Annotated in this window: 24 protein-coding genes; 10 read left to right on the top strand and 14 right to left on the bottom strand. The window is 60.4% G+C overall.

Going from position 1 to position 26973, the window contains the following annotated elements; translation table 11 throughout:
* Positions 1 to 31: 31 nt before the first annotated feature.
* The 4 genes from QVZ43_RS06875 to QVZ43_RS06860 are packed head-to-tail and all read left to right on the top strand — an operon-like array spanning position 32 to position 4516.
* Entirely contained in the window at positions 32 to 1444 is a 1413-nt protein-coding gene (locus QVZ43_RS06875) for a DUF2868 domain-containing protein (protein WP_302909342.1), read from the top strand.
* A complete protein-coding gene (locus tag QVZ43_RS06870; RefSeq protein WP_302909341.1) occupies positions 1441 to 2871 on the top strand; it encodes a GTPase/DUF3482 domain-containing protein in 1431 nt (476 codons plus the stop codon). The genes QVZ43_RS06875 and QVZ43_RS06870 overlap by 4 nt, the downstream gene beginning before the upstream one ends.
* Before the next feature lie 50 nt (positions 2872 to 2921).
* Positions 2922 to 3317 (top strand): ectoine synthase, encoded by a 396-nt coding sequence (locus QVZ43_RS06865; RefSeq protein WP_206644867.1) that lies wholly within the window; start codon positions 2922 to 2924, stop codon positions 3315 to 3317.
* An 11-nt stretch (positions 3318 to 3328) separates the two neighbouring features.
* Positions 3329 to 4516 carry an MFS transporter gene (locus QVZ43_RS06860; RefSeq protein WP_302909340.1) on the top strand — a complete coding sequence of 396 codons (1188 nt, stop codon included), beginning with the start codon at positions 3329 to 3331 and terminating at the stop codon, positions 4514 to 4516.
* Between the two features lie 12 nt (positions 4517 to 4528).
* Here QVZ43_RS06860 and QVZ43_RS06855 read toward each other — a convergent pair whose 3' ends face one another.
* Positions 4529 to 5347, bottom strand: coding sequence for an ATP-grasp domain-containing protein (locus tag QVZ43_RS06855; protein ID WP_302909339.1), 819 nt, complete (start codon positions 5345 to 5347; stop codon positions 4529 to 4531).
* A 148-nt stretch (positions 5348 to 5495) separates the two neighbouring features.
* Between QVZ43_RS06855 and QVZ43_RS06850 the strand changes: the two genes are divergently transcribed.
* Positions 5496 to 6368, top strand: coding sequence for an eIF2B alpha/beta/delta subunit family protein (locus QVZ43_RS06850; protein ID WP_302909338.1), 873 nt, complete (start codon positions 5496 to 5498; stop codon positions 6366 to 6368).
* Here the strand turns inward: QVZ43_RS06850 and hrpB are convergent.
* The 6 genes from hrpB to QVZ43_RS06820 form a co-directional block, all read right to left on the bottom strand.
* Positions 6322 to 8811, bottom strand: a complete 2490-nt coding sequence (gene hrpB / locus QVZ43_RS06845; RefSeq protein WP_302909337.1) for an ATP-dependent helicase HrpB — start codon at positions 8809 to 8811, stop codon at positions 6322 to 6324. The genes QVZ43_RS06850 and hrpB overlap by 47 nt on opposite strands.
* A 69-nt stretch (positions 8812 to 8880) precedes the next feature.
* Entirely contained in the window at positions 8881 to 9546 is a 666-nt protein-coding gene (locus QVZ43_RS06840; RefSeq protein ID WP_302909336.1) for an SCO family protein, read from the bottom strand.
* A gap of 19 nt (positions 9547 to 9565) precedes the next feature.
* The gene (cyoE, locus tag QVZ43_RS06835) at positions 9566 to 10486 is read right to left on the bottom strand and encodes a heme o synthase (RefSeq protein WP_223795124.1); all 921 of its coding nucleotides are present in this window, start codon (positions 10484 to 10486) and stop codon (positions 9566 to 9568) included.
* Entirely contained in the window at positions 10483 to 11538 is a 1056-nt protein-coding gene (locus tag QVZ43_RS06830; RefSeq protein ID WP_302909656.1) for a COX15/CtaA family protein, read from the bottom strand. Before QVZ43_RS06830 ends, cyoE begins: the two co-directional genes overlap by 4 nt.
* Positions 11539 to 11603: 65 nt before the next feature.
* The gene (locus QVZ43_RS06825) at positions 11604 to 12245 is read right to left on the bottom strand and encodes a hypothetical protein (protein ID WP_302909335.1); all 642 of its coding nucleotides are present in this window, start codon (positions 12243 to 12245) and stop codon (positions 11604 to 11606) included.
* Positions 12226 to 12981, bottom strand: a complete 756-nt coding sequence (locus QVZ43_RS06820) for an SURF1 family protein (RefSeq protein ID WP_302909334.1) — start codon at positions 12979 to 12981, stop codon at positions 12226 to 12228. Before QVZ43_RS06820 ends, QVZ43_RS06825 begins: the two co-directional genes overlap by 20 nt.
* Positions 12982 to 13063: 82 nt before the next feature.
* Between QVZ43_RS06820 and QVZ43_RS06815 the strand changes: the two genes are divergently transcribed.
* Positions 13064 to 13267 carry a twin transmembrane helix small protein gene (locus QVZ43_RS06815; RefSeq protein WP_223795121.1) on the top strand — a complete coding sequence of 68 codons (204 nt, stop codon included), beginning with the start codon at positions 13064 to 13066 and terminating at the stop codon, positions 13265 to 13267.
* An 11-nt stretch (positions 13268 to 13278) separates the two neighbouring features.
* On the opposite strand, the gene QVZ43_RS06810 is transcribed toward QVZ43_RS06815, so the two are convergent.
* The 4 genes from QVZ43_RS06810 to coxB are packed head-to-tail and all read right to left on the bottom strand — an operon-like array spanning position 13279 to position 17568.
* On the bottom strand, positions 13279 to 14166 hold the full coding sequence (locus tag QVZ43_RS06810; RefSeq protein WP_223795120.1) for a cytochrome c oxidase subunit 3: 888 nt from the start codon (positions 14164 to 14166) through the stop codon (positions 13279 to 13281).
* 16 nt (positions 14167 to 14182) lie between these two features.
* Positions 14183 to 14785: a cytochrome c oxidase assembly protein gene (locus QVZ43_RS06805; protein ID WP_302909333.1), complete on the bottom strand. Its 603-nt coding sequence runs from the start codon at positions 14783 to 14785 to the stop codon at positions 14183 to 14185.
* Between the two features lie 17 nt (positions 14786 to 14802).
* Positions 14803 to 16386 carry a cytochrome c oxidase subunit I gene (gene ctaD, locus QVZ43_RS06800; protein ID WP_223795118.1) on the bottom strand — a complete coding sequence of 528 codons (1584 nt, stop codon included), beginning with the start codon at positions 16384 to 16386 and terminating at the stop codon, positions 14803 to 14805.
* A 57-nt stretch (positions 16387 to 16443) separates the two neighbouring features.
* The gene (coxB, locus tag QVZ43_RS06795; RefSeq protein WP_302909332.1) at positions 16444 to 17568 is read right to left on the bottom strand and encodes a cytochrome c oxidase subunit II; all 1125 of its coding nucleotides are present in this window, start codon (positions 17566 to 17568) and stop codon (positions 16444 to 16446) included.
* Between the two features lie 203 nt (positions 17569 to 17771).
* Here coxB and QVZ43_RS06790 point away from each other — a divergent pair, with 203 nt between their 5' ends.
* The 3 genes from QVZ43_RS06790 to QVZ43_RS06780 all read left to right on the top strand — a co-directional run bounded on the left by QVZ43_RS06790 (position 17772) and on the right by QVZ43_RS06780 (position 20435).
* The gene (locus tag QVZ43_RS06790; RefSeq protein ID WP_302909331.1) at positions 17772 to 19100 is read left to right on the top strand and encodes an MATE family efflux transporter; all 1329 of its coding nucleotides are present in this window, start codon (positions 17772 to 17774) and stop codon (positions 19098 to 19100) included.
* A 208-nt stretch (positions 19101 to 19308) separates the two neighbouring features.
* The gene (locus QVZ43_RS06785; protein ID WP_223795115.1) at positions 19309 to 19959 is read left to right on the top strand and encodes a hypothetical protein; all 651 of its coding nucleotides are present in this window, start codon (positions 19309 to 19311) and stop codon (positions 19957 to 19959) included.
* Between the two features lie 89 nt (positions 19960 to 20048).
* Positions 20049 to 20435 carry a DoxX family protein gene (locus tag QVZ43_RS06780; protein WP_302909330.1) on the top strand — a complete coding sequence of 129 codons (387 nt, stop codon included), beginning with the start codon at positions 20049 to 20051 and terminating at the stop codon, positions 20433 to 20435.
* Positions 20436 to 20499: 64 nt separating this feature from the next.
* Here the strand turns inward: QVZ43_RS06780 and QVZ43_RS06775 are convergent, their stop codons facing one another.
* A complete protein-coding gene (locus tag QVZ43_RS06775; protein WP_302909329.1) occupies positions 20500 to 22323 on the bottom strand; it encodes a diguanylate cyclase in 1824 nt (607 codons plus the stop codon).
* Between the two features lie 157 nt (positions 22324 to 22480).
* On the opposite strand from QVZ43_RS06775, the gene QVZ43_RS06770 reads away from it, so the two are divergent.
* The gene (locus QVZ43_RS06770) at positions 22481 to 22711 is read left to right on the top strand and encodes a DUF1653 domain-containing protein (protein ID WP_223795112.1); all 231 of its coding nucleotides are present in this window, start codon (positions 22481 to 22483) and stop codon (positions 22709 to 22711) included.
* A 123-nt stretch (positions 22712 to 22834) separates the two neighbouring features.
* Here QVZ43_RS06770 and QVZ43_RS06765 read toward each other — a convergent pair whose 3' ends face one another.
* Positions 22835 to 23896 carry a ribonucleotide-diphosphate reductase subunit beta gene (locus tag QVZ43_RS06765; RefSeq protein ID WP_223795111.1) on the bottom strand — a complete coding sequence of 354 codons (1062 nt, stop codon included), beginning with the start codon at positions 23894 to 23896 and terminating at the stop codon, positions 22835 to 22837.
* Between the two features lie 208 nt (positions 23897 to 24104).
* Positions 24105 to 26873 carry a ribonucleoside-diphosphate reductase subunit alpha gene (locus QVZ43_RS06760; RefSeq protein WP_302909328.1) on the bottom strand — a complete coding sequence of 923 codons (2769 nt, stop codon included), beginning with the start codon at positions 26871 to 26873 and terminating at the stop codon, positions 24105 to 24107.
* Between the last annotated feature and the right edge of the window lie 100 nt (positions 26874 to 26973).

The raw sequence follows: 26973 nt of genomic DNA, 5'->3' as shown, positions 1-26973 counted from the left end.
TGACGTACCGATTTCACTGCCGGGATACTGCATGACCGACGCACCATTGCGCCTGCTACTGGAGTTCGATGCCCTCAGCCAACGGGATCACAACCAGCCACCCGCATTCCTGCACCGGCGGGATCGTAAATTTGCCCTGACCTGTGAGCAAGAGGGGCACACCCCGGACGCCCGCCGCTGGCTGGACCACATGGCGCGGCTGAGTGGCCCGGGGGCATCCCCTGCTTCTGCCGACAAGACCCTGCGACTCTGGCGCCGGACCAATGCGGGTTTCATTCTGGCAGGGGGGGTCTTCGGCATTCTGACCATGCTCGGCCTGCTGTTCTACGATGGTGGCCAGCGCATCAACATTACCGCCTTTCTGGCCTTTGTCTTACTGCAGCTCCTACTGGCACTGTTTACCACCGTTCAGTCGATCGTGGGCTGGCAACCCTGGCGCTGGCTGACCAGGCGCCTGAACCGGGGTAATGCCAGCGACACCGTACACCGGATCCAGCCCGCCCTGATGGCAAGGGCCTCGCATCTGGGCGGGCTCAGTTTTGCCGTCACCGGACTGCTGACCTTGCTGGTGATGGTGGTGGTGCAGGATCTGGCCTTTGGCTGGAGCACCACACTCAATACCGCGGCCGACAGCTACCATCGGATGTTGCAGACGGTATCCACACCCTGGGGCTGGCTATGGCCGGCGGCAGTGCCCGACCTGTCGCTGGTGGAAGCCACCCGGTTTTTCCGGGCCGGGAACCCGGATAGTGCGCTGAATCCGGCGCAGTGGGGCCAGTGGTGGCCCTTCGTGGTGGCACTCTGGGGATTCTGGGTTCTGCTGCCGAGGCTATTGCTGAGCCTTTTGTCCGGGCAAATCATCCGAAGCAAGGCGCGACGGCTGCTTGCGGCCCACCCCGGTATGAATGCGCTCCTGTACCGTATGGAAACCCCCACCATCGATACCGGCAACGAACACAACGACGCCGCAGACATGCCGGACACCCAGACCCCTACCGGCCTGTCACCGTTGCCGGACAGTTCCCTGCTGCTGGCCTGGGCCGGGGCCGGTGATCCCGAACTGCCGCAATCGCTGACCGGGCCAGACACCCGAATCTTCAGAGCCGGCGGCCGGGCGAGCCTGGCCGAGGATCACGACGCCATTGCCGGGATCGGCGAACGGCTGGCAGACCAGCCTGGTGCCACGGTGCTGGTGGTGACCCGCTGCTGGGAACCACCCACCGGCGAGCTGCAGGATTTTCTGGAAACCGCCCTCGACAGCTGGCCGCAACACACATCGGTCCATCTGGTTCCCCTCGCCCCCAACCCGAACCAGCCACCCGATGATAACCAGCTCAGGCAATGGTTGCGGTTTGCCCATCGGGCCGATGGAGAGGCGGTCGGAGTGAGCATCCTGCCGGGCACGCCCCGGGATGCCTTCATTGAACAGGAGGGCACGCGATGAGCCAGCCGCCCGTGTTTGCCGTGGTCGGCCACCCGAACAAAGGTAAGTCCAGCGTGGTCGCCACGCTGTCTCAGAACGATGCCATCGCCATTGCCATGGAGCCCGGCACCACCCGCAAGCGCCAGTCCTATCCGATGACCGTCGACGGCCGCACGCTGTACGTTCTGGTAGACACGCCCGGCTTTCAGCGCCCCCGTCGGGTGCTGGAATGGCTGGAAGCCCACAGTGTGTCGGCCTCGGACCGGGCAGAAACGGTCAAAGCGTTCGTCACCCAGCACCAGGGCGATGGGCGCTTTACCGACGAATGCGAGTTACTGACGCCGCTGATCGATGGTGCCGGAATCATTTATGTGGTCGATGGATCGGTACCCTACAGTGCCGAGCACGAAGCGGAGATGACCATCCTGCGCTGGACGGGCCGGCCAAGCCTGGCGCTGATCAACAGCATTGGCAGCGAGGATTACAGCGATACCTGGCAGTCCGCACTGGGCCAGTTTTTTCAGGTTGTCCGCAAGTTCGATGCCGTGCGCGCACCGTTCGAACAGCATTTGAGTCTATTACGCGCCTTTGGCCAGCTCGAGCCGGCCTGGGAACAGCCGCTGGAAGAAGCGACCGGGTTTTTGTCCGAACATCGGCGCAAATGCCGGAGTCAGTCCGCAGGCCTCGTCGCCAGGGCGCTCAAAGAAATGATGGCCTATCGGGAAAAACGGACCCTTACCTCGGCCCAGGCCTCGGGAATGAGCGACGAACAGCTGGCCGGACAATTGCGGGAGCGCTGGTATCGCCACCAACGCCAGCGTGAACAGACCCTGCGCATGGACATCGAGCACCTCTATCACCATCAGCGCATCCAGCGACAGGAAGCGGAGCTGGCCTGGCACAATGAGCACGACCTGTTCTCCGAGGACAGCCGCAGCACCTGGGCCGTAAGCAGGCGTTACCTGGCAACGGCCGGCTTCGGTGCCGGCGCAGTCAGCGGCGCAAGTATCGATGCCATCACCCTGGGGCATTCGCTGGGGGCCGGTGCTCTGGTGGGCGGACTTATCGGGGCAGCGGGCACTTACTTTTACGGCGACCGGCTGATGCTGCCGGCCCTGAACATCGGCGTGCTTAAGGACGGTTTCAAGACGGCCACCTTCGGACCGGTCCAGGACAGCCAGTTTGGTTACGTGATCCTTGGGCGTGCGGTTGATCACTGGTGGCACATCAGCCATCGCAACCACGCCGGGCGAGACCTGCTGGATCTGGAACCGGCGGATCACCACTGGCTTGAAAGCCTGGACAAGTCGTCCCGGCGGGCCATCCAGCTAGCCTTCGACAAATGCCGGAAACAACAGTCGATGGACGAGCGTCAGCAACAGAATTTCATCGCCGCTGTGGAGCAAAGCATGGTCACCTACGACGATTGGCGGTTGAATCGCCCCTGAGAGAGATGTTTATACTAAAGAGCTTTTCCAACCATAACCGGGGAACGCCTATGAAAATTGTACGAGTTCAAGACATCATCGGTACCGAGCGCGAAGTGACAGGCCCAGGCTGGACCAGCCGCCGCATGCTGCTGAAAAAGGACGGCATGGGGTTCTCTTTTCACGAAACCATCATCCCGGCCGGTGCTGAACTGAACCTGTGGTACAAGCACCACCTGGAAGCGGTGTACTGCGTTGCCGGTAACGGCTCTATCACCGATAAAGCCACGGGTGAGACCCATGAAATCACCGATGGGACCCTGTACGCTCTGGACAAGCACGACCAGCATACCCTGCGCGGCGGCACCGAAGACATGCGCCTTATCTGTGCCTTCAACCCGCCGGTCACCGGCCGCGAAGTGCATGACGAAGACGGTGCCTACCTGCCAGATACCGGCGAAGACTGATTTCGTCTCTGGTGGCTGACCTAACAGCCGCACACACACCGCCACCGCCAGCGCGCCTGCTGCCGGTGGCGGTTCTGCTTTGGCTGGCCGGACTCTACCTCCGTGTACCGATTCTCGTTGCGCCCCCCCTGGCGCCGTTCATCAGTGACGAACTGGCGCTGTCCCAGGCGCTGACCGGCGCCCTGACCACCCTGCCCATCCTGATGCTCGCCGTAGGTGCCATGCCCGGCTCCCTGGCCATCAGCCGGCTGGGCCCCCGCAGCACTCTGGCACTGGCCATGGCCGTTATGGCACTGGGCTCGTCCGCCCGGGCGCTGGCACCGGACGCCAGCAGTCTGATGGTGGCCAGCGCATTCATGGGACTGGGTGTGGCCATGATGCAGCCGGCGTTACCGGCCCTGTTACCTCGCTGGCTTGAGGCCCATCACCTGGCCCTGGGCACCGCCATCTACATGAACGGCATGCTGATGGGCGAGTTTATAGGCGCAGGCCTGACCCTGCCGGTGCTGATGCCACTGTTCGATCAGAGCTGGCGCGCCACACTACTGGCCTGGTCGTTGCCGGCGCTACTCGTGGCCGGGGCCTTGTATCTGCCACGCCGGGGCACCACCGGCCCGATTACACGGGGCAATTGGCTGCCCGACTGGCGCAACCCGCTGACCCTGCAGATCGGCCTGGTACTGGGTATGTCCGGCTCGGTGTTTTTCGGGTTGAACGCCTACATGAGCAACCTTCTGGCCCAGCAGAACAGGCTGGACCTGCTCCCCGATGCCCTGTTCTGGTACAACGCCGCCCAGGTGGCCGCCTCCCTGGTCATGCTGAAAATGGCCCGGCGCTGGGTGGGCCAGAAAGGAATCATCATTACCTGCGCGTTTCTGTGCATCCTGGGAACCGCCGGCAGCCTGCTGCTGGAAGGCTGGACTTTTATTACCTGCGTCACCCTGGCCAGTTTCATTGCCGGCCTCCTGCTGATTCTTCTGATCGCTCTGCCACCCCTGGTGGCCAGGGCCGGCGAAACCGGCCGCCTTTCCGCGGGCAATTTTCTGGTGGGCTACACCGTGGCCTTCTCGGTCCCCATGGCCGGCGGGCTGCTGGCCGATGCAACCGGCGATGCCCGGCACGCGGTGCTGGTGATACTGGGGTATGGCCTGCTGGCCCTGCCTCTGACCCTGATGCTCAACCTTCAGGCTCGCCGCTGATCACAAAACCAGTCAGACCGCCGTGGGCAAGAACCTGCCCGGGTCCGTGGGTCCATCCGGGTCGCGGGGCTCATGCTTCTGCTGGAGATAACTGAGGATGGCCTGCTGCAGGTCCCGGCCTTGCGCCAGCCCCTGGTTGCCAAACAAGCGATTGAACTCCAGTACGTAGGGATAACCGGCAACCAGCGCGATATCAAAGCCGGCGTGATCCACTTCCAGCATGCGCGCCAGCCGCAGCGCCAGGGCTGTCATCACCTCCGGCACCGGGGTGTCATCAATACGCCCACCCCGGGAGAGGTTGTTATAGAACCCCTGGTCGGACTGGACCCGCCAGTAGGCTGTCAGGACCTGGTCTCCAATCACCACGACCCGGGCATCCCGGTCGATGGGCAGGTATTCCTGGACATAGAGTACCTGGGTGCTCTCACAGTAACGTTGCCAGTCCTGCCGGGATTCGATCAGCCACACACCCTCGCCCATACTGGCCTTGGGGAGCTTGGCAACAAACGGCAACGACATGGTGTCCCAGATCATCTCCCGTTCCCGGGGCCCATTGGCCTCTATCAGGGTGAAGGGCGTGTGCTCGGGCGCAACACACTGGAATGCGCGGGTCATTTCGACCTTGTCGTGACCGATTCGATAGCTGGCAATACTTGGAAAGACCCGGCACTTGAGACCATGCACCAGGGCATTGAGTTGCCAGTATTCCGGAAACAGAACCCAGTCGGCGTCCTGCAGCAAAGATTTGTGACGAAGGAAGTGCTCTGGCTTGAGCACGGTCGTGTCGGGAAAACCCAGGGTTCGGAAAACGTCAAATGAAACGAGCCGCATGGAGACGCACACATCAGCCAAAGTTAGCGCGGATTTTATCCGGAACCGGGAATCTGGCAAGCGTTTTCAATCACCACCGAGGCCCTGCATCAAGCCGCCCGACCACTGCTAGGCTTCAGGTATCCGCTGACCTTACAAGGAGCGGCCCGTGAACCGGCCCAGACACTACCCGAACGAACTGATCGACACCCTCCGCAGCGATCAGACCTCCGGCGCTTCACAGTTGGCAATGAAGGGACTGGAAGGGCTGGGGCGCTGGCTGGAACGGAATAATGTCTCGGCCCGAGAGCTGGAAACGGCACTGGACGACTTGCAGAACGCGCGACCCAGCATGGTGCCCATGGCCAACGCCATAACCCGCTGTCGAAGCCGGTTCGGTCTCTGGCCGGATGCCGGTAACGTCTCCGCCCATGCCGCGTCGGTGGTGACCAGGGTCCTGTCCGAGCTGGCTGAAGCCACCGAGCAGGTGGCCCGCCACGGCGCCGACCTGGTTCCGGCAGAAGCCACGGTCCTGACCCACAGTCGCAGCTCCCAGGTTCTGGCGTTATTCCGCCAACTCGTGGCCTGTCAGCGCCCGTTTTCGGTGATCTGTACCCAGAGCAGCCCGGGAAACGAGGGCTTTACCCTGGCAAAGGAACTCGATCAGCTGGGAGTGGAGGTGACACTGATTACCGACGCCCAGCTGGGCCTGTTTGTGCCCGAGGCCAGCCTGGCGGTGGTCGGTTGCGATACCTGGCTGGCCGACCACCACTTCGTGAACAAAAGCGGTACCTATCTGTTAACACTGGCGGCCAGAGATGTGGGCATACCCTGCTGGGTTCTGGCCGATACCTTTAAAGACAGCCCGGATACCCGCGAGTCGGTCACCCTTGAGGAATTATCGCCGGATGAAATCCGCGGCCCCAAGGGCGAACACATTCGGGTTCGCAACGTCTACTTTGAAACCGTGCCGGAAAGGCTGATCACCGGGCGGGTCAGCGAGCAGGGCGTTTCTTGGTTCCCTGCTGGGCTGGCGCGGTAAACGGGTCTTCTGGCCACGGATGTTTGGGGTAGCGGCCCCGCATGTCCTTGCGCACCTCCGGGTAGGCATTGCGCCAGAAGCTGGCGAGATCGGAGGTCACCGCAAGGGGACGCTGCGCGGGTGACAGCAGATGGATGACCACCGGTACCTGACCACCGGCTACCCTGGGCGTCTCGGTCCAGCCAAACAGTGCCTGCAGTTTGGCAGCCAGGACCGGGCCATGGTCGGGGGTGTAGTCCAGGGTCACTTTCTGGCCGGTGGGAATGGTCAACGCTGGCGGGGCCAGTTCCTGAAGCGCTTGCTGTTGGGGATAAGCCAGCACACCGGTTAAAGCCTGCGAGAGGTTCAGCTTCCCTACATCCGACCACTTCTGCATACCGGCCAGATATGGGCCCAACCAGTCCTCAAGGGTATCCAGTAATGCCCGATCGCTGGTATCTGGCCATTGGTCCGGATAACACTGGCTCAACAACCGAACGCGGGCTACCCACTGCCGGGCCTCCGGGGTCCAGGGCAGGCTGGCCAGCCCCTTGCGACGCACGGCATCCAGCAGCCCCTGCTGGACCTGTTCCGGATCGAGCCTGGTCAGCATTTTTTCAGACAGGATCAATTTGCCAAGCCGGCGAACATAACGTGCCACCACGGTACCGCGTTGTTCGTCCCAGCCGGCGTCTTCCCCTTCCTGGATATGAGATGCCAGATCCCGCTCAACATCCACGAGCTGGACGGGTGCCGCCAGATAGATCCTCGCTTCCCGGGCCTGTCCATCCAGATCCGCGGCCACCAGCCACTCTTCCCGGGCCAGGGGATCGTCCTCTGGCAACACAGCACCCCGGCCATTGCTTAGCTGATAGCGGGGCGCGGAGCCGGAACGCCGGCGACCGATTCGGTCCGGATAGGCGAGGGCAAGAAGCCGACCGATGTCGGTGTCCGAGACATCACGATGGTTGTCGGAGGAATCGACAGAGGCTTTCCCGGCCAGTCGCCTGGCCGCTTGACGAACCGCCTTCAATCGGGCTGGATCTGACCGTGTATGCCCCTGCTCGCCGCGAAGCAGACGGACTCTCAGGTGGAGATCGGCACCGGCTCCCGGCCCCGCGAGATCCCTCTCTTCCAGCAAGGCCGCCAATTCGGTCGCCAGGGTACCAAGACCCAGTCGGCCGCCATGTATCACCATATGGGCCAGACGAGGATGAATACCCAGTCCTCTGGCCGTCTTGCCGTGGTCGGTGATCGCCCCGTCTGCGTCCAGCAAGTCCAGCCACTGCAACAGTTCCACCGCCTGGTGCCAGTGGGCCGGGGGCGGCGCATCAATCCAGGTCATCTGGTCGGGCGAACGGGCACCCCACTGGGCCAGTTCCAGCACCAATGGGGCCAGATCCGCTTGCTGGATTTCCGGGGGCGTGAAGTCCGCCAGTCCGAAGTGCTCGGATTCGCTCCACAGCCGGTAACACACACCCGGCTCTATCCGGCCAGCCCGCCCCTTGCGCTGCTCCGCCGATGCCCTGGATACCCGCCCGGTCACCAGCCGGGTCATGCCACTGTTGGGATCAAACACCGCACGACGCTGCTGGCCGGCATCGATCACCACCCGAACGCCGTCAATGGTCAGGCTGGTCTCGGCAATCGCCGTAGCCAGCACCACTTTCCGGGTGCCGGGGGAAGCCGGTGCGATGGCCTGATCCTGTTCTTCGGCTTTCAGGTTACCGTACAGAGGTGCCAGTAAGACGCCCTCAGGTAACCGACCCCGGAGTTGTTGTTCCACCCGTCGGATTTCGCCGGCACCGGGGAGAAACACCAGCAGGGATCCGTCCTGTTCGGTCAAGGCTTCGTGCACCGTCGCCACCACCTGATCCACCACGCGTGCCTGACGCGGTAACGGCCGGTACAACACCTCGACGGGAAACGCCCGTCCTTCACTGGTCAGCACAGGCACATCGCCCAGCACCCTGGCAATGGGGGCCGTATCCAGCGTTGCCGACATCACCAGCACCCGCAGGTCCTCACGCAGGGCTTGCTGGGATTCCCGCACCAGCGCCAGACCAAGGTCGGCCTGCAGGGAGCGTTCGTGGAATTCATCGAACAGGACCGCGGCGTAATCCTCCAGCATCGGGTCTTCCTGGATGAGGCGAGTCAGGATACCCTCGGTCACCACTTCAATTCGGGTAGCGCTGGTGACCCGGGTATCCAGCCGGGTTCTGTAGCCCACGGTCTGCCCCGGCGACTCCCCCAGCAAAGACGCCATGAAACGGGCCGCCGAGCGGGCGGCGAGCCGTCGGGGCTCGAGCATCAGAATCCGGCCATCGCCACGCCAGGGAGCATCGAGCAGGGCGAGGGGAACACGGGTGGTTTTACCCGCACCTGGCGGAGCCTGCAGCAAGGCGGTGCTGGTCTGCTCAAGGGTGGCGGTCAGGTCGGGAAGAATCTGCTCTATGGGAAGCACGGCGGCCGGCGCAAGGTTCGGTTGGTTCAGGCCCGCACAGGGCCGCGAATGGAGGCGAGTCTAACTGGCTCAGCTGCTTGCGCCAAGCCGGTTATCCCGGGCCCATTCGTAGATGCGTTCGAAGGCTTCTACCAGGGCTTCCGGACGGTGTGGAGGCTGGATGACCGCTGCCAGCTGTCCCTCCGGGTTCAGCAGCGCCAGGTGGCCACTGTGGTCAACCAGCAAGTCGCCATCGACCTCCCGGTGGACGAATACCGCGCTGAGACTCTTGGCAAGGGAACGGAGGGTGTCGACGTCACCAGTCAGGCCATGGAAGTTGGGGCCAAAGAAGTCGGTGTAGGCTTTGAGTTTTTCGGGGGTATCGTGCTCCGGGTCGGCACTGACCAGCAGGTAGTCCGGCTGAGGCAGCTCTTTCGATAACAGCTGGTTGGTCCGGCGCAGGTTGGCCATGGCAGCCGGGCAGATATCCGGGCAGTTGGTGTAGCCCACGAAGGCAAAGGTCCAGCGCCCCCTCAGGCTCTCCCGGGTCACGGTTTCACCCTGTTCATTGAGCAGGGTGAACTCCACGAGATCACGGGGCTGGTCGTACACGTAGGTGTTCAGCTCCGCCAGCACCGGGGCTGGTTCGGGCTCCTGCCCCCCGACCAGAAATGCCTGTCTGCCGACTGCCATGCCAAAGACCAGGACAACCAGGAGCAGCAAAGCAAACAACGTCAGGCGGATCGAGCGGTTCATCAGGGCCCCGAATCAATAATCAGAAAAACACAAAGTGGTCGACCAGCAATACCACAAACAATGCCATCAGATAAGTAATGGAGTATTTGAAGGTATTGAACGCAACCCGGCGGTCGTCTCCTTTCAGCAAACGTACCGCATAGTGCAGGAAGCGCAACCCAAGCAACAGGGCACCCACCAGGTAGATGACTCCGGACATGCCGGTCACGAAGGGCAGCAGACTCACGGCCAGCAGAATGAGTGTGTACAACAGGATATGCAACTCAGTAAAACGGTTGCCATGAGTAACCGGCAGCATGGGAATCTCGGCCTGTGCGTATTCCTCCTTGCGGTGGATAGCCAGGGCCCAGAAATGGGGTGGCGTCCAGGCGAAGATGATCAGCACCAGCAGCAGGGCGTGGCCCTCTACCTGACCCGTGACCGCAGTCCATCCGAGCAGGGGGGGCATGGCACCGGCAAGGCCGCCGATGGTGATGTTCTGGGGCGTGGCCCGCTTGAGGAACAAGGTGTAGACACCGGCATAGCCGACCAGCGAGGCCAGGGTCAGCCAGGCAGTCAGCTCATTCACTTTCCACATCAGTACCACCATGCCGACACACGCCAGCAAGCTGGCGAACAGCAAGGCATCGACCGGGGCAATCCGCCCGGTGGCAACGGGGCGCTTGCGGGTACGGGCCATGATGGTATCAATCTTCTGATCCACCACATGGTTCACCACCGCAGCCGCACCGGCCAGCAGCGCGATTCCAAGGTTGCCGTAGACCAGCACCTCCCAGCCGGGCAGGCCAGGCACGGCCAGCATCATCCCGATCACCGAAGTCAGAATCATCAGCGCCACCACCCGGGGCTTGGTCAGCTCCAGATAATCTCGCCAGGTAATGGAAGACGTTGATTCGCTCGCAACGGTTTGGGTCGGCAGCGCGTCCACGGATTTGCTCATGCCGTAACCTCCTGATTTATCATTGTTGTGTGTGCCACCCTGGCAGTGTGGGATTGTTTAAGCAAATGATGGCGCCAGATCAGGTGCACCACGGAAAGCAGCAGAATCGCACCCATGGCGTTGTGGGCAACGGCCACCCCAAGGGGGATGTGGAGCAGTACATTCGCAAGGCCGAGCCCAATCTGGGCAAGTAACACCCCCGCGACCAGGCCGATCGAGCCCGTCAGGCCGGATTCCCGCCTGCTGCGCCACATGGCCGCCAGCAACACCATGAAATAACCCAGAACCACGATAGCGCCCACCCGATGGGTCACATGGATAGCCACCCGACCATCCGCCGTCAGTTGACCTCCCAGGTAGTTGGGTCCCACCTGCTGGGTCACATCAAAGCCATGCTGGAAGTCCATGCCCTCTGGCCACCACTGGCCCTGACAGGTTGGCAGATCGGTGCAGGCAACAGCGGCGTAATTGGCCGCCGTCCACGCCCCGAGGCCAATCTGCATCACCACCAGCAACAGGCCTGTGTATAACCAGGGCCCGAAACGACCGGGTAGGGTTCCGCTGTCTCTCCTGGGCCGCCCGCGCGCCAGACGCCGGAGCCGCAGGGTAAGAAGAGTAAGCAAGGTCAGGGTGGTGAACCCGCCGAGCAGGTGAAGCGCCACTACCTGGGGCCATAGCTTGAGGGTCACGGTCCACATGCCAAAGGCCCCTTGCAGGACAATAAAACCGGCAATGAACACAGGTAGCTTGACCGGTAACCCCTGCTTTCGATGGCGAACGGCATAGGCCGCCAGCCCAAACACCACCAGACCCAGAGTCCCGGCGGCATAACGGTGAATCATCTCCGGCCAGCCTTTTTCCACATCCACCGGGGTTTCCGGAAAACGGGCGTTGGCAATGGCAATGTGAGCTTCACTCTGCGGCACGGTCAAAAAACCATAGCAGCCGGGCCAGTCCGGACACCCCAGGCCCGCATGAACGAGCCGGGTCCAGGCGCCCAGCATGATAACCACGACCGCCAGACCCACAGCCACCAGCGCCCATTTCGCCATCGGTTGTGCTTCCGGGCGAGGTACGGAAAACGATTGATTCAAAGCCCTTCCCTCCGTGCCTGCGACTATCCGATCTGGGACAGTTTCAGCAGATGTTTCAGATCCTTGAGCATGTCCTTACCGGTGTGATCCGTGCCGTAGCGCATCATCACGTTACCGAAAGGATCCACCAGCAGAATGGACGAGCCGGTTTCCGGATCAACAGCCTCAGGCCAGGCGGGCTTCCCCCCACCGACAGGCGCGAGACGTTCCATCAACCGGTACTCCTCCGACCAGCGGGTTTCGAGATCGGCCGATACCGTGCCCAGTGCCGCTGCCCGGGAAACCCGGTTCGCGTTCTTGCCCAGGGCAATATTGACCTGGCGGGTCAGGTACAGGAGCTGTTCACAGCTGCTGTCACAATCGTTGGCAACCACTAACAGCATCCACTTGGCTTCGGCCTTGTCCGGGCCGAAGCGATCGGCCAAAGGCTTACCGGAGGCTGATTCGAGATTAAGGGTCTGAACAGGCACCGGGGGTTGAACGAGAGTGCCGCTGTTGGTGTGACCGGCGGGATTCAACCAGCCCGTGTAGAACATGATGGTGGCAAAGATCATCGGTCCAAAACCAAGTCCAAACAGCAGCATGGCAGTACGCCGGCCGCGACGAACCTGCTCTGGAGTTGGACCTTCCTGGTCAGAGACCTGGTTAGCCATTGTCGTTGTCATTATTGGCTCCTGTCTTTCGATAACTCGCAACTACGGTCAATACCACGAGAGCCAACGCCAAGGCAAACCATTGTGTCGCATAACCATAATGGGTTTGTGGTCCCATCCGGTCCGGTTGCCAATCAGCCCGAAAAGCACCTGGTTCACTGGGATTCGCCAGTCGGACAATGGCTTCTGGTAAATCTGGCTGCACACGCCTGGCGGCCTCTCCGGGCAGAGCCTGAACCCGACGTGGCCAGCTCTGCTCCTGCTCCTGCTCCTGCTCCTGCTCCGAAGCCTCCATAAGCACTGGAGGATTCGGGTAGCCTTTCAGTCGGCCCCTGATCGCAACAATGCCTTCCGGCGCCTCCACCATCGGTAGCTGGTCACGGGTCCTGGGTGCCTGAACCCAGCCCCGGTTAATGACCACCGATGGTCCCTCGATTGGATGAAACACCGTGAGTACCTCATAACCAGACACACCATCACGGGTTCGATTATCCAGAAGCCAGCTGTTGCGGTCGTACCGGCCTTCCAGTGTGACCGGACGCCCCGGCTCAAGTTCACGCTCAACCAGTTCAGGCCAGGACAGCTGCAGTACGTCAAGCTGCCACTGGTCCAGCAGCTCCTGTTTCTGCCCCGCCCGATCCAGCTGCCAGAACCCGAGGCCCATCAGCAGCGGCAGCAGAACACCGGAAAACACCATCAGCCGCCAGTCAATCTGCCATTGGCGCTTATGTTCCGATCGCTCAGACATGCTCTGCTATAGTGTGCTTCGTGAGTGGGAAGGGCGAATGCCCCACAACCCGCCAACAACACATCCAATGCCGGGAGTTCCCATGCTTAAAGCTGTCATTGTGGTACTGATGCTTGCGGTCGTCGTCAGTCTTTTCAGCGGCCTGTTTTTTCTGATCAAGGACGGGGGCAAAACCAATCGGGTGGTGAACTCACTGGCACTCAGGGTGACGCTCAGCATACTGCTCCTGGCGATAATTCTCGTTGCAGTGTGGCAAGGGAGCCTGACGCTGAATCCGACTCCCTGAAGCCCTTACGATCAAATGATGTAGACGAAGACGAACAATCCCAGCCAGACCACGTCCACAAAGTGCCAGTACCAGGCAGCCGCTTCGAACCCGAAGTGGTTGTCCTCGGTGAAGTGGCCCTTGTAGATCCGGATCAGCATGATGGTCAGCATCAGGGCGCCGAGGAACACGTGAGCGCCGTGGAAACCGGTCAGCATGAAGAAGGTGCTGCCGTAGATGCCTGACTGGAGTGTCAGATCCAGATCCCGGTAGGCGTGAATATACTCGTAACCCTGGACAAACAGGAACACCACCGCCAGCGCGATCGTGCCAGCGAGCCAGAGCTTCAGTTTCTCCCGGTTACCGGCCTTCAAGGCATGGTGGGCAACGGTCACCGTGAACGACGAGGTCACCAGCAGTATGGTGTTGATTAACGGTAACCCCCAGGGGCCAATGACACTGTCAGCCGGAGGATAGGCCTCCGGATTGGGGTTGTTGATCAGCGGCCAGGTGGCTTCAAACCCTTCCCACAGCATGGCCGAACTGCCCCGGTCACCTTCACCGCCCAGCCAGGGCACGGCAAATACCCGAACATAGAACAGGGCACCAAAGAAGGCAGCAAAGAACATCACTTCCGAAAAGATGAACCAGCTCATGCCCCAGCGGAACGATCGGTCCATTTGGGGACTGTAGAGCCCTGAACGGCTTTCCCGAATGACGTTGCCGAACCAGCCAAACAACATGTAGGCCATGATCGCGGCACCAACCATGAACAGGAACCAGGAGCCGCCGGTGCTCTCGCCCTGCTTGCCATTCACCATAATTGAGGCCACGCCGTACAGGGTCAGCCCCAGGCCCACCGTCGCGACAATAGGCCACTTGCTTTGTTCCGGAACGTAATAAGTCTGGTTCTGCGCCATGTCACTCTCCGATGGCTTAGCCGTTTTCATTTGTTGTTGTGTTTTTCGATTGACCCGCCGACACCTTTACCGGCTTGCCCTGATCGTACAACGTGTAAGACAGGGTCAGCTTGGTGATGTGTTCAGGCAGCTCCCGGTCGACAATGAACACCAGAGGCATTTCCGTGCGTTCACCCGCTTCCAGGGGTTGCTGGTTAAAACAGAAACACTCGGTCTTGTGGAAATACAGGGTACCTTCAGAGGGAGACAGACTGGGCACCGCCTGGCCGACCATCGGCTCAGACGTCGGGTTTTCCGCTACATAGTTGATGGTCACTGACTCACCCGGATGCACCTTGATGCTGCGAACCTCGGGTTTGAATACCCAGGGCATGTCAGGGCCATTCTGGGCCAGGAACTGGACTTCCACGGTGCGGTTTACATCCACCTCGGAAACCTCGGTTACCTCATAGCGGCCGCCAGTCTTTCCGTTGATACCGGTGATTTCGCAAAACACCTCGTATAACGGAACCAGCGCGAAACCGAAGGCAAACATCCCCAACACGGCGGCCATGCACCAGCCCACCACTCGGGTGGTGCTTCGACGTGCCGGGCCTGCCTGTGGTTTCTCGCTAGTCATAACTCCCCCTGAGGTCCTTACTTCACTTCCGGCGGTGTGGCGAAGGTGTGGTAAGGCGCCGGCGACGGGACCGTCCACTCAAGACCTTCCGCACCGTCCCAGGGCTTAGCGGAGGCTTTCTTGCCGCCACGCACGCACTTGACGACGATCAGCAGGAAAAGGAGCTGGGTGGCGCCAAACATGAACGCACCCACGCTCGATACCATGTTGAAGTCAGCAAACTGAAGCGCGTAATCGGGAATCCGCCGCGGCATACCGGCCAACCCCAGGAAGTGCATGGGGAAGAAGGCCAGGTTCATGCCGACGAATGACAACCAGAAATGGGTCTTGGCAAGGGTTTCGTCGTACATGTGGCCGGTCCACTTGGGCAGCCAGAAATACGCCGAAGCAAAAATGCCAAAGATTGCGCCCGGTACCAGGACATAGTGGAAGTGAGCCACCACGAAGTAAGTGTCATGGTACTGGAAATCCGCCGGCGCGATGGCCAGCATCAGGCCGGAGAAACCACCGATGGTAAACAGGATGACGAAAGCCACCGCGAACAACATGGGCGCCTCAAAGCTCAGTGCCCCGCGGAACATGGTGGCGACCCAGTTGAACACTTTCACCCCGGTGGGCACGGCAATCAACATGGTGGCGTACATGAAGAACAACTGGCCGGCGATGGGGATACCCACGGTGAACATATGGTGCGCCCAGACGACGAACGAGAGCAGGGCAATGGCACCCACCGCGTACACCATGGAGGCGTACCCGAACAGTGGTTTGCGGGAGAACGCCGGAATGATGTGGGATACCGCCCCGAACGCCGGCAGGATCATGATGTAAACCTCGGGATGCCCGAAGAACCAGAACACGTGCTGGAACAGCACCGGATCACCACCACCGGAGGCATCAAAGAAGCTGGTGCCGAAGTTGATGTCCATCAGCATCATGGTGACCACCCCGGCCAGTACCGGCATAACGGCAATCAGCAGGAAGGCGGTGATCAGCCAGGTCCAGACGAACAGGGGCATTTTCATCAGGGTCATGCCTGGCGCCCGCAGGTTCAGGATGGTAGCAATCACGTTGATGGCGCCCATGATGGAGGATATCCCCATGATATGGACGGCAAAGATAAAGAACGTGGTACTGGGCGGCCCATAGGTGGTCGACAGGGGCGCGTAGAAGGTCCAGCCGAAGTTAGGCGCGCCACCTTCCATGAACAGGGTGGACACCAGAATCAGGAACGCACACGGCAACAACCAGAAACTCCAGTTGTTCATCCGTGGCAAGGCCATGTCGGGCGCACCGATCATCAGTGGTAGCATCCAGTTGGCCAGACCGACAAACGCCGGCATGACCGCGCCGAACACCATGATCAGCCCGTGCATGGTGGTCATCTGGTTGAAGAATTCCGGGTTAACAATCTGCAAACCCGGCTGAAACAGTTCTGCTCGAATAACCATGGCCATGGTTCCGCCCAGGAGGAACATGGCAAAACTGAACACCAGGTACATGGTACCGATGTCTTTATGGTTGGTGGTCAGCAGCCAGCGGCTGATGCCTTTGGCTGGACCGTGATGATGCTCCTGGGCGTGGGTATCTGCGACCGCACTCATGAAAACCCCCGTTACCGCCGTTGTTCGTGGCTGGTGATGTCTGTTATCTGGCGTTGATTACTGCTCGTTCTTGTAATCAAAAATCTCTTTCGGCGTGACCATGTCGCCGGTGTTATTACCCCAGGCGTTACGCTCGTAGGTAATCACCGCTGCCAGGTCCACCTCGCTCAGCTGGTTGCCGAAGGCCTGCATGGCCGTACCCGACTTGCCGTTCACGACAATGTCGATGTGCCCTGCAATATCTTCCAGCACCATCTGACTCCCCTTCAGAGCAGGGAACGCCGGGGGCATACCGCTACCATCTGCCTGGTGACAGGCCGCGCAGGCAGTCTGGTAGGCGGTTTCGCCACGCTCCATCAGCTCTTCGAGGGTCCATTCTTTCTGGGTCAGCTCACGCTCTTTGGCAGCAGCTTCTTTCTGCTCGGCCACCCACATGGTGTACTCTTCTTCCGGTACGGCCTTCACCACCACTGGCATGAAGCCATGGTCCTTACCGCACAGCTCGGTACACTGGCCGCGATATATGCCGGGCTTGTCCACCCGGGTCCAGGTTTCGTTGATAAAGCCTGGGATGGCGTCTTTCTTCACACCAAACTCCGGCACCCACCAGGAATGGATGACGTCGTTGGCAGTCAGCAGAAAGCGCACTTTCTTGCCCACCGGAATCACCAGGGGGTTATCCACCTCCAGCAGGTAGTTCTCGCCTTTCTTCTGCTGGTTGTTGATCTGGGCTCGAGGCGTGGAGAGGTTAGAGAAGAATCCAAAATCCTCGTTTATATATTCGTACTGCCATTTCCACTGGTAGCCGGTGACCTTGATATCGACTTCCGATTCATCGGTGTCGTACATGTCGACCAGGGTGGCCGTGGCGGGGATCGCCATGACTACAAGAATGATAAAGGGGATAACGGTCCAGAGTATTTCGACCAACGTGTTCTCGTGGAAATTCGCAGGTTTGTGACCCTGGGATTTCCGGTGAGCAAAAATGGACCAGAACATGACTCCGAACACCACGATGCCAATGGCAACGCAGATCCAGAGAATGATCATGTGAAGGCTGTAAATTTCATTACTGGTGCTGGTAACCCCCGGGGTCAGGTTCAGCGTCCAGTCCGCAAAGGACCAGGCGGGGAACGCAAGACCGCCGAGCAGGGCTCCTGCCCGCTGAGCGTGCACGCGCATACTGTGTCTCCACAGAGTGTTATTATTGTCGGGTTTTGAAAATCCCCCCGATTCAACCAGCGTTCGCACACACCGGAAAAACCAGAGTGGAAGCCTACTTATGGATACATCAATTTGAGTATAGACAGGGATTTTGAAAACACTAAAAAATCTAATAAACGCAAAATTGATAAAAAAACGGATTGCTTATTCGGTTTAGGAATATGCTGAAAAACCTGCCAGCGACAGACCGGCGACTCTGGGCCCTGGCATGGCCATTAATGCTGACCAACCTGACGGTTCCTTTGTTGGGGCTGGTGGATACCGCTGTGCTCGGCCACCTCGACAGTCCTGAATATCTTGGTGCCGTCGCCGTGGGTGCCAACCTGTTCAGCATCCTCTACTGGACCTTTGGATTTATGCGCATGGGGACCACGGGCCTTGCCGCACAAGCCTGGGGCAAGCGGGATCCATTTGGTCAGGTGGCCCTGCTGGTGCGCTCCCTGCTGCTGGCGGTAGGTATCGGCCTGCTGCTGATTCTGGTTCACCAGCCGCTGATATCTCTGGGCCTGACGTTGATGAATCCCAGTCCGGATGTGGCTGAGCTGGCCGCGGAGTATGCGGCGATTCGGATCTGGAGCGCGCCTGCCGTGCTGTGCCAGTACACGCTGGTTGGCTGGTTGATCGGCACCCAGTATCCCCGGGGGCCCATGTTGATGCTGATTGTCGCTAACGGCCTGAATATTGTGCTGGATGTGCTGTTTGTCACCGTCTTTGGCTGGAACAGCCGGGGCGTGGCGATGGCCACCGTCATCGCCGAATATGGCGCGGCGATTCTGGGTATCCTTATTGTTTTATCCCGCATGCCGGAAGGACAACAGTTCACCCGGGCATTGCTGGGGGAACTGGCTGACTACCTGAAGATCCTGCGGGTTAACCGCTACATCATGGTGCGCACCATTGCCCTGCTGCTGGTACTGGCTTTCTTTACCGCCCAGGGTGCCCGCCAGGGCGACACCATCCTGGCCGCCAACGCCGTACTGATTACCTTTTTGCTGTTAATTTCCAACGCCCTGGACGGTTTTGCCAATGCCGCCGAAGCACTGATCGGTGAGGCCGTTGGCAGGGGCAGTCGCCGCCATTTCCGGATGGTGTTCCGCAGTGCGCTGCGCTGGTCGTTGTGGGGCGCATTGCTACTGACGGTCATCTTCGTAGCCGGCGGGCGCCCGCTGATTACGTTGCTGACTGATATCGAGGAAATCCGCCTGACCGCGTGGCAATACCTGCCCTGGCTGTGGCTGTTGCCCATGGCATCGGTGTGGGGCTTCTTCCTGGACGGCGTGTTCATTGGTGCCACCCGCACCCGGGACATGCAGAACACCATGCTGTTTTCCGCCCTCGGGGTTTTCCTGCCGGTGTGGTGGCTGACCACGGGCTGGGGTAACCATGGACTCTGGTTCTCCCTGATCTGTCTGATGCTGGCCCGGGCTCTCAGTATGGGATGGTTATGCTGGTCCTACACGAAAACAGGGGGTTGGTTTCAAACTCGCTGACAATGTCACAAACCCGTAACATTTGTGGCCTGTTTTTCTACCAAACCCGCCGGCAAGCCCTGAATTGTTGGCTACACTGTCAGAAAAGACAGGGCCGCCGGGATTGTTAACCGGGCAGTAAAGGCCCGATTGCCGTGCCTGACATCCATAAAAGAGAACGGGAAGCACCTTGCGACCTCAAATAGCTCATACACCGGCATCTCCTGAAATGACACCACAGGTCGTTTTAGAAATCATTGATCAGGCCAGGCGCAAGGAGGCACGGTCCGGCACCTTCCTCAAGCAACTGCGGGAGAAAGCCGTCGACCTCCCCTCATCCATCGTGATTGAGGGCTACCAGCCTGCGACCTGCCTGTTCCAGTTTGCTGTCGAGTATATCGAGATGGCCCCACGGCTGATCGAATGCGTGCACGCCTGCGCCCAGGAAGCGGGTTCCCTGGAGCTGTTTGAACCGTTTATCGAAACCGCCACCCAGTATTTCACCCAGCCCTCCGTGTTACTTCTTCGCTACGATGGTCTGGATGGCCTGCTCATTCGCGCCTATCTGTGCCATCGCCTGATGGAAGAGATGTACGAGAACAACCGGTCCATCCGTGCCGCCGATCTGGTGGATGTGGAGGCGACCCGGGCAAACCTGCTGGCTCACGAACTGATTGGCGAACCCTTTGCCAACGAACTGGACGATTCCATCGCGCTGACCGTGATGCAGATCGCCGGCACGCCCGATTATTACCACCTGAACCTGGACCCTTTTGTCCAGCAGGCCAACAACGCAGCCTGGAACTGGATGCGCCAGTACTGGGAAAACCTGCTAGCCCGGAACCACATCCGCTTTGCCCTGCGCTCCGGCCTGATCTGATTCCCACCGCCTTCAGAAACCTTTGATCCTGACCAGCCAACCGGTATGCTTGCGGCTTTCCGATACACTGGTTCCGGGAGACTCTGACCTTGCTTGAAAATGCCGATCTGGGAAAACTGTTTATTCGTCTGACCGTTGGCGGGCTGATGCTGTTCCACGGCATCGCCAAGCTGCTGAACGGAGTCGGCTTTATCGAGGGTGAGCTAGCCAGTCATGGGCTGCCTGCTTTCCTGGCCTACGGCGTCTTCATTGGCGAACTGATCGCTCCTCTGATGATCATTCTGGGCTACCACACCCGAATTGGTGCGTTGCTCATCGTGTTCAATATGCTGGTTGCCATCGCACTGGTGCACAGCCATCAGCTACTGTCGCTGGGGCGCGGTGGCGGTTGGGCGCTGGAGCTGCAGGGGTTCTTCCTGTTTACTGCCATCGCACTGATTTTCCTCGGCCCTGGCCGCTATAAACTGAAAAACTGATCCGAACTGAGGTCGAGAATGGACAACGGCCAGGAACCACCGCCATGGTCGGGATCCAGGGAGGTTAATAAATACCGGGGTCGTGTTCAGACGTCACAGGCGCCGCAGCCTGAAGCGCACCGTGAGACATGACGCGATTGCGGCCATCCCGTTTGGCCGCATATAACGCCACATCAGCTCGCCGTATCAGCTCATCCGGGCTTTCGTCTCGGACCGGCACCATGGTCGCCACCCCCAAACTCGCTGTCAGCGCGATCACCACATCGTCCTCGCTTAACGGACGGACGGTGGCCATTTCGATGGCTTCCCGCAGGCGCTCTGCCACCTGCACCGCGCCCTCTTCGGTCGTGGAAGGCAACAGCACACTGAACTCCTCCCCGCCGTAGCGGGCCAGCAGGTCTCCCGAGCGCTTTATTTCACTGGCGCAAATGGCCGCCACCGTGATCAGGCAATCATCACCGACAGGATGGCCATAGCGGTCGTTGATAGATTTGAAGTGATCCACATCCAGCAATAGCAGACTCACCGGTTGCCCGTGACGAACAGCCCGGCCCCATTCCTCCGTCAGCTGCTCATCGAACTGGCGACGGTTGGCCAGCTGCGTCAATCCATCGGTCAGGCTGATGGTTCGCAGGCGTTCATTGGCCAGTTCCAGCTCCTCCGTACGCTCCCGAACCCGTTCCTCCAGGTTTCGGTTGGTCTGCTTCTGGGCATCCAGCGCCCTTCCCTGCGCTTTCAGCCGGCGACGCCGCTCCAGGTGCACCCGGTGGGCCAGGGCAAAAGACAACAGGATAACTTCCAGAGCGACCCCGATCTGGGGCCCTGCTTCCGTGAGAAAGGAGGGCGTCAGGTAGCCAAACTGATGGGCCGCCAGAATCAGGTGGCCCACCAGAAGGGGCGTCCAGGCCAGAACGAAAAAGCCGGCCGCCCGCCGCTTCTGGGCCCAAAAATACATCCCGATCACCCAGGCCGCCGGCATGCCCACGGCGGTAATCAGCGAGGCCATAAATATGCCTTCCCGGTAGTACCCCGCCATACCAATAGCCACGCTGAGGATGGCTCCTGCAAGTACCAGAAGCAGGATCCGATAGCCCATCGCACTGTATTGGCGAACGGACAGGAAGCGAATTGTGAACATGGTCGCGGAAAACAGAGCCACGCCGATGATTAGCCCGGTGAAATAGCGGTTGATGGAGGGAGCCCCGGGCCATACCCACTGGAACAGCAAACCATGCAGATGCAGATGCACCAGACCGGCGGACAGCAGTGTCAGTACCAGCCAGGGGTAGGTAGGCTGGCGAACAATCTGGAACAACAGCAGATTGAACAGGGCGAGGGCCGCGATGAAACCGACAAACATGGCCTGCCAGCCATAGGACACCTGCTCGGCGGAGATAAACTCTTCCGGGGTTAGCAGATTCAGGGGAATCTGCAGAATGCCCTCGCTACGCACCCGGATGTACGCGGTCAGTGATTCTTCAACGATGGGAATCGGTAAGGCAAAGTTCCGGTGCCGAAGGGGACGGCTGTTGAAAGGTCGGGCGTCCCCCGTGAGATAACGCAAAAGGACATGGTTGTTGGCGGACCAGTAGATATCCACCTCGTCCAGCAGCGGGTATCCGACCTCCAGGATTCGCAGCGCCGGATCTTGTGGCACCGGCACCCGTACCCAGACCGCGTCCTCCCTGAGCCCCAGGTTCAGCACGTGGTCCAGGTTGGCGCTTTGCCAGTGGCTCTCGTCCAGTGCCATCACCTGTTCAATGGTGAGTCCGTCGGCATCGTCCGCCAGCCAGGCATAATGATCGATTGCAAACGCCTGCCGAACGGTGCCCAGAAGCAGGAGCACAACCACTGTGAACCATGGCCAGGAGGCAACAGGTTGCTTCATATTCAGTTTCCGGTTTTACGGCCCAACCACTTGGACTACACTTCCGAAGGCCTGAACAGAAATTCGACACATCTAGGAAACACCCCTAAGTCTAGACGCTTACGCGTACCCCCGTCCGACATCCGACACCATCCACCAACTGGCAGAGGGATGACTTATGAACGACCACAAGCCCAGTTTGGAGCCCGGACGCTACCGGCACTACAAGGGCAGGGATTACCAGGTCATTGAATTGGCCCGGCACAGTGAAACCGAGGAGTGGCTTGTTGTATACCGCTGTTTATACGGTGACTTCAGCCTTTGGGTTCGCCCTCTGGCCATGTTTCGGGAAACCGTGGAACTGGCAGGCGAACAGGTGCCCCGCTTCGCACGGATAGGAGACGCCTGAAACGGGCTGGGCGGTGGCGCGACGCTGGGGCTTCGGTTGGCTGGCGGCCATGGTGCTTTAATCCATCAAGTCTGAGTCAATACGCGCAGCTTGCCCGGTGCAGGCTGCGCGAGGTTCAGGGAGCTACCACTGCAGCTGCGCACCGGTCTGGTATTCGATCACCCGGGTTTCAAAGAAGTTCTTTTCCTTTCGCAAGGCCGCCTGCTCATCCAGCCAGGGCGAGACGTTCTTCGCGCCCGGGAACGGCTCGTCCAGGCCGACGGTCCGGGCCCGCCGGTTGGCCACGAAGCGGAACTGTTCGCTGTGGTACTCGGCGGAATAACCCAGGATCGGTTCCCGCAGGATGTAGCTGGCGTAGGCGGTTTCCGCCGCTTCGGACTCGTCCCACATGGCGCGCACGGCCTGCGGGTCGAAGCGGATGTTTTCTTCCTCGACGATCTGGTTGACGACTTTCAGTCCGAAGGAGAAGTGCATGGCCTCGTCCCGCAGAATGTACTGCAGCTGCTCGCCGGTGCCTCGCATCAGACCCCGGCGCTGCAGGGCGAAGATGGGGCTGAAGCCGTTGTAAAACCAGGTACCCTCGAAGACAGCCGCAAAGAACAGGTAGGACATGATGAATTGCTGCAGGTCGTCCCGGTTGCGCAGGTTCATGTCCGGGCGCATGGCGGCGTCCAGCCGGCGGTTGGCAATCTGGATCTTGCCGTTGATCGCGGGCACCACCCGGTAGCGGTTGTAGATCTCGCTCTGGTCCAGATTCAGGGTTTCGATGCAATGCTGGTAGGCCCAGGTGTGCATGGCTTCCTCGTACACCTGCCGGGCCTGGTAGATCTGCAGTTCCGGCGCGCTCATCTTTTCCATGACCGCCAGGCCGATGTTGCGCATGGCCAGGATGTCGGAGGTGGTGAGGTAGGCCAGTACATTTTCATACACGTGCTTTTCCGCATCGGTGAGGCGGTGGTGGTAGTCGTGAACGTCCGGGGCCATGTTCACGTCCAGTGGGGTCCAGTGGTTTTTGTTGGCGTTCATGAAGTACTCCCAGGCCCAGGGATACTTGAACGGTGCGAGCTGGTTGATGTCGGTGTCGCCGTTGATCACCCGTTTGTCGTCAACGTTGACAGGGTGCGGTCCGCCGGGTTGGCTAGCGTTGGGTTTTGTGGCGGTGGCGTCGTCGTTCCAATCGAGCATGGTATTCGTCCTCAATGATATGTTTCTGACATTTACGCGGTAACTGTGATGTCCGAAGAAGCGGGCCGGGGGCTCTTTCGGGACCGTCTCTGGCCATGGACGGCCAGCGTCGAGCCCTACAGGGACGTACTCGTGGGCGTGTCCCGAAAGAGCCCCCGGTCTGATTCGGGCTCAGAAATCAGACCGCCTGCTCCTAACAGGAAACGGCTTACTGACATGCCTCGCAGTCCGGATTGTCGATGGAGCACACCTGCGGCGCCGGAGCGGCCTGTACCGGGGCGGATTTCTCAGCACCGGTGGCGCCCAACGAGCGCAGGTAATAGGTGGTTTTCAGGCCTCGCTCCCAAGCCAGCTGGTACAACGCATCCAGTTTCTTGCCGTTGGGTTCGGCCATGTACAGGTTCAGGCTCTGGGCCTGATCCAGCCATTTCTGACGGCGGGCGGCGGCTTCCACCAGCCATCGGGCATCGATTTCGAAGGCGGTGGCGTAACGGGCCTTTAGTTCATCCGGGACGCGGTCAATCTGCTGCACGGAGCCATCGAAATACTTGAGGTCGTTGACCATGACCTTGTCCCACAAACCCTCGGCTTTCAGGTCTCGCACCAGGGACGGGTTCACCACCGTGAACTCGCCGGACAGGTTCGATTTCACGAACAGGTTCTGGTAGGCGGGTTCAATGGACTGGGACACTCCGACGATGTTGGAGATGGTGGCCGTGGGCGCGATGGCCATGACGTTACTGTTGCGCATGCCGTACCGGGCGATCAGCTCACGCACGGGCGTCCAGTCCAGCCGGGTGCTGGTATCGAGTTTCAGGTCACTTTCCCGGCGGGCTTCCTTCAGCAGCCGAATGGAGTTGATGGGCAGGATGCCCTGGTGCCAGAGGGAACCCTCATAACTCTCGTAAGCCCCCCGCTCGACCGCCAGGTTGGCCGAAGCGCGGATGGCGAAGTAGCTGAGCTGTTCCATGGCCACATCCGCAAACTCCACCGCTTCACGGCTGGTGTAGGGCAGGCCGAGCATATAGAGCGCATCCTGAAAACCCATCAGGCCGAGGCCGACCGGGCGATGCCTGAGGTTCGAATGGCGCGCCTGGGGTACCGCGTAATAGTTGATGTCGATAACGTTATCGAGCATGCGTACTGCGGTGTTCACGGTGCGCTCCAGTCTCTCCACATCGAGCTCGCCATTGGCGATGTGGGTCGCCAGATTCACCGAGCCGAGGTTGCACACGGCGATCTCCTCGGCACTGGTGTTCAGGGTGATTTCGGTACACAGGTTGGAGCTGTGCACCACGCCCCGGTGCTGCTGGGGCGATCGCAGGTTGCAGGGGTCCTTGAAGGTGATCCACGGATGGCCGGTTTCAAACAGCACAGTGAGCATCTTGCGCCAGAGCTGCTTGGCCGGAAGTTTCCTGAACAGAGTGATCTCGCCCTGTTCCGCCAGCGCTTCATAGTGCTCGTAACGTTCCCTGAAGTCATTGCCGTACAGGTCGTGCAAATCCGCTACGTCGCTGGGGGAGAACAGGGTCCAGTCCCGGTCCTCACGCATGCGTTCGATGAGCAGATCCGGCACCCAGTTGGCGGTGTTCATGTCATGGGTCCGGCGGCGTTCGTCCCCGGTGTTCTTGCGCAGCTCCAGGAATTCCTCGATATCCAGATGCCAGCTTTCCAGGTAGGCGCACACCGCTCCCTTCCGTTTGCCCCCCTGGTTCACCGCCACGGCGGTATCGTTCACCACCTTCAGAAACGGCACCACGCCCTGGCTCTGGCCGTTGGTCCCTTTGATGTGGGAGCCCAGTGCCCGGACCGGCGTCCAGTCGTTGCCCAGGCCACCGGCCCATTTGGAGAGCAGGGCGTTGTCGCGGATGGCCCCATAGATGTCGGACAGGTCGTCGCCCACGGTGGTCAGGTAGCAGGAAGAGAGCTGGGAGTGCCGGGTGCCACTGTTGAACAGGGTGGGCGTGGAGGCCATGTAGTCGAACGAGGACAACAGGTTATAGAACTCGATGGCGCGGGCGTTCGGGTCATCCTCCCGCAGAGCCAGCCCCATAGCCACCCGCATGAAGAACACCTGGGGCAGCTCCAGGCGGGCGTTGTTCCAGTGCAGGAAGTAGCGATCGTACAGGGTCTGCAGGCCAAGGAACCCGAACTGCAGATCCCGCTCCGATTGCAGGGCCGCGCCCAGACGCTCCAGGTCAAAGGCAGCCAGGGCTTCATCCAGCAACTCGTAACGGATACCCGCCGCGATGAATGTGCTCAGAGCCTGTGGATAAAGCTCTGCCAGGGGCAGAGTTGTGGAAAGATCCAGAGCCCGGGCACTTTCCAGCCGTAACTGTTCCAGCAGCAGGCGTGCGGTGACCGCGCTGTAATCGGGCTCCTGTTCGATGCGACTGCGGGCGGTCATCACCAGGGCAGAGAGCACGTCTTGCTCGACGATGCCGTCGTACAGGTTGGTCAGTGCATCTTCGACCAGTGAATCCCCGTCAATGCCATCCAGACCATGGGCAGCCTGTTCCACCTGTCGTTTCATCAGCCCCAGATCCAGCGGCGCCTTTGTGCCACTCGCCGTTGTGATCGTCAGGTGGGGGTGAGCTTCGACCGGAAGGTCATGGGCCCGCTGCCGGGCATGCTCTTCCCGGTAAAGCACATAGGCGCGGGCGACTTTCTGCTCCTCCGCCCGCATCAGCGCCAGTTCCACCTGATCCTGAATGTCTTCGATGTGGGCCTTGCCACCGGCTTTCAAACGGCGGCCAATGGCCTGGACAACCTGACCGGTAACCCGCTCGACAACATCGTGAATACGGGCAGAGCCGGCGGCCTGGTCGCCCTCCACGGCCAGGAAGGCTCTGGTGACGGCGACCGTGATCTTGGCTGGATCAAAGCCAACGGGGGTACCGTTGCGCTTGATGACCTGCAGGGTTTCGGTGTCGGATGAATAGGGCGGCTGTGATTCCGCCAGGGCTGAGCTGGACATGCGTTCACTCCTGAATACGCGTTAGGTTCCTTCACCATCGCGTACGCAGGGGCACACCACGCCGTAAAAACGGCTGGGGATAACCGGTCTGCTCACCCTG

The sequence above is a fragment of the Marinobacter suaedae genome, from assembly GCF_030519635.1.
Taxonomy (GTDB): Bacteria; Pseudomonadota; Gammaproteobacteria; order Pseudomonadales; family Oleiphilaceae; genus Marinobacter; species Marinobacter suaedae.
This window is presented reverse-complemented; position numbering and strand designations above follow the sequence as displayed.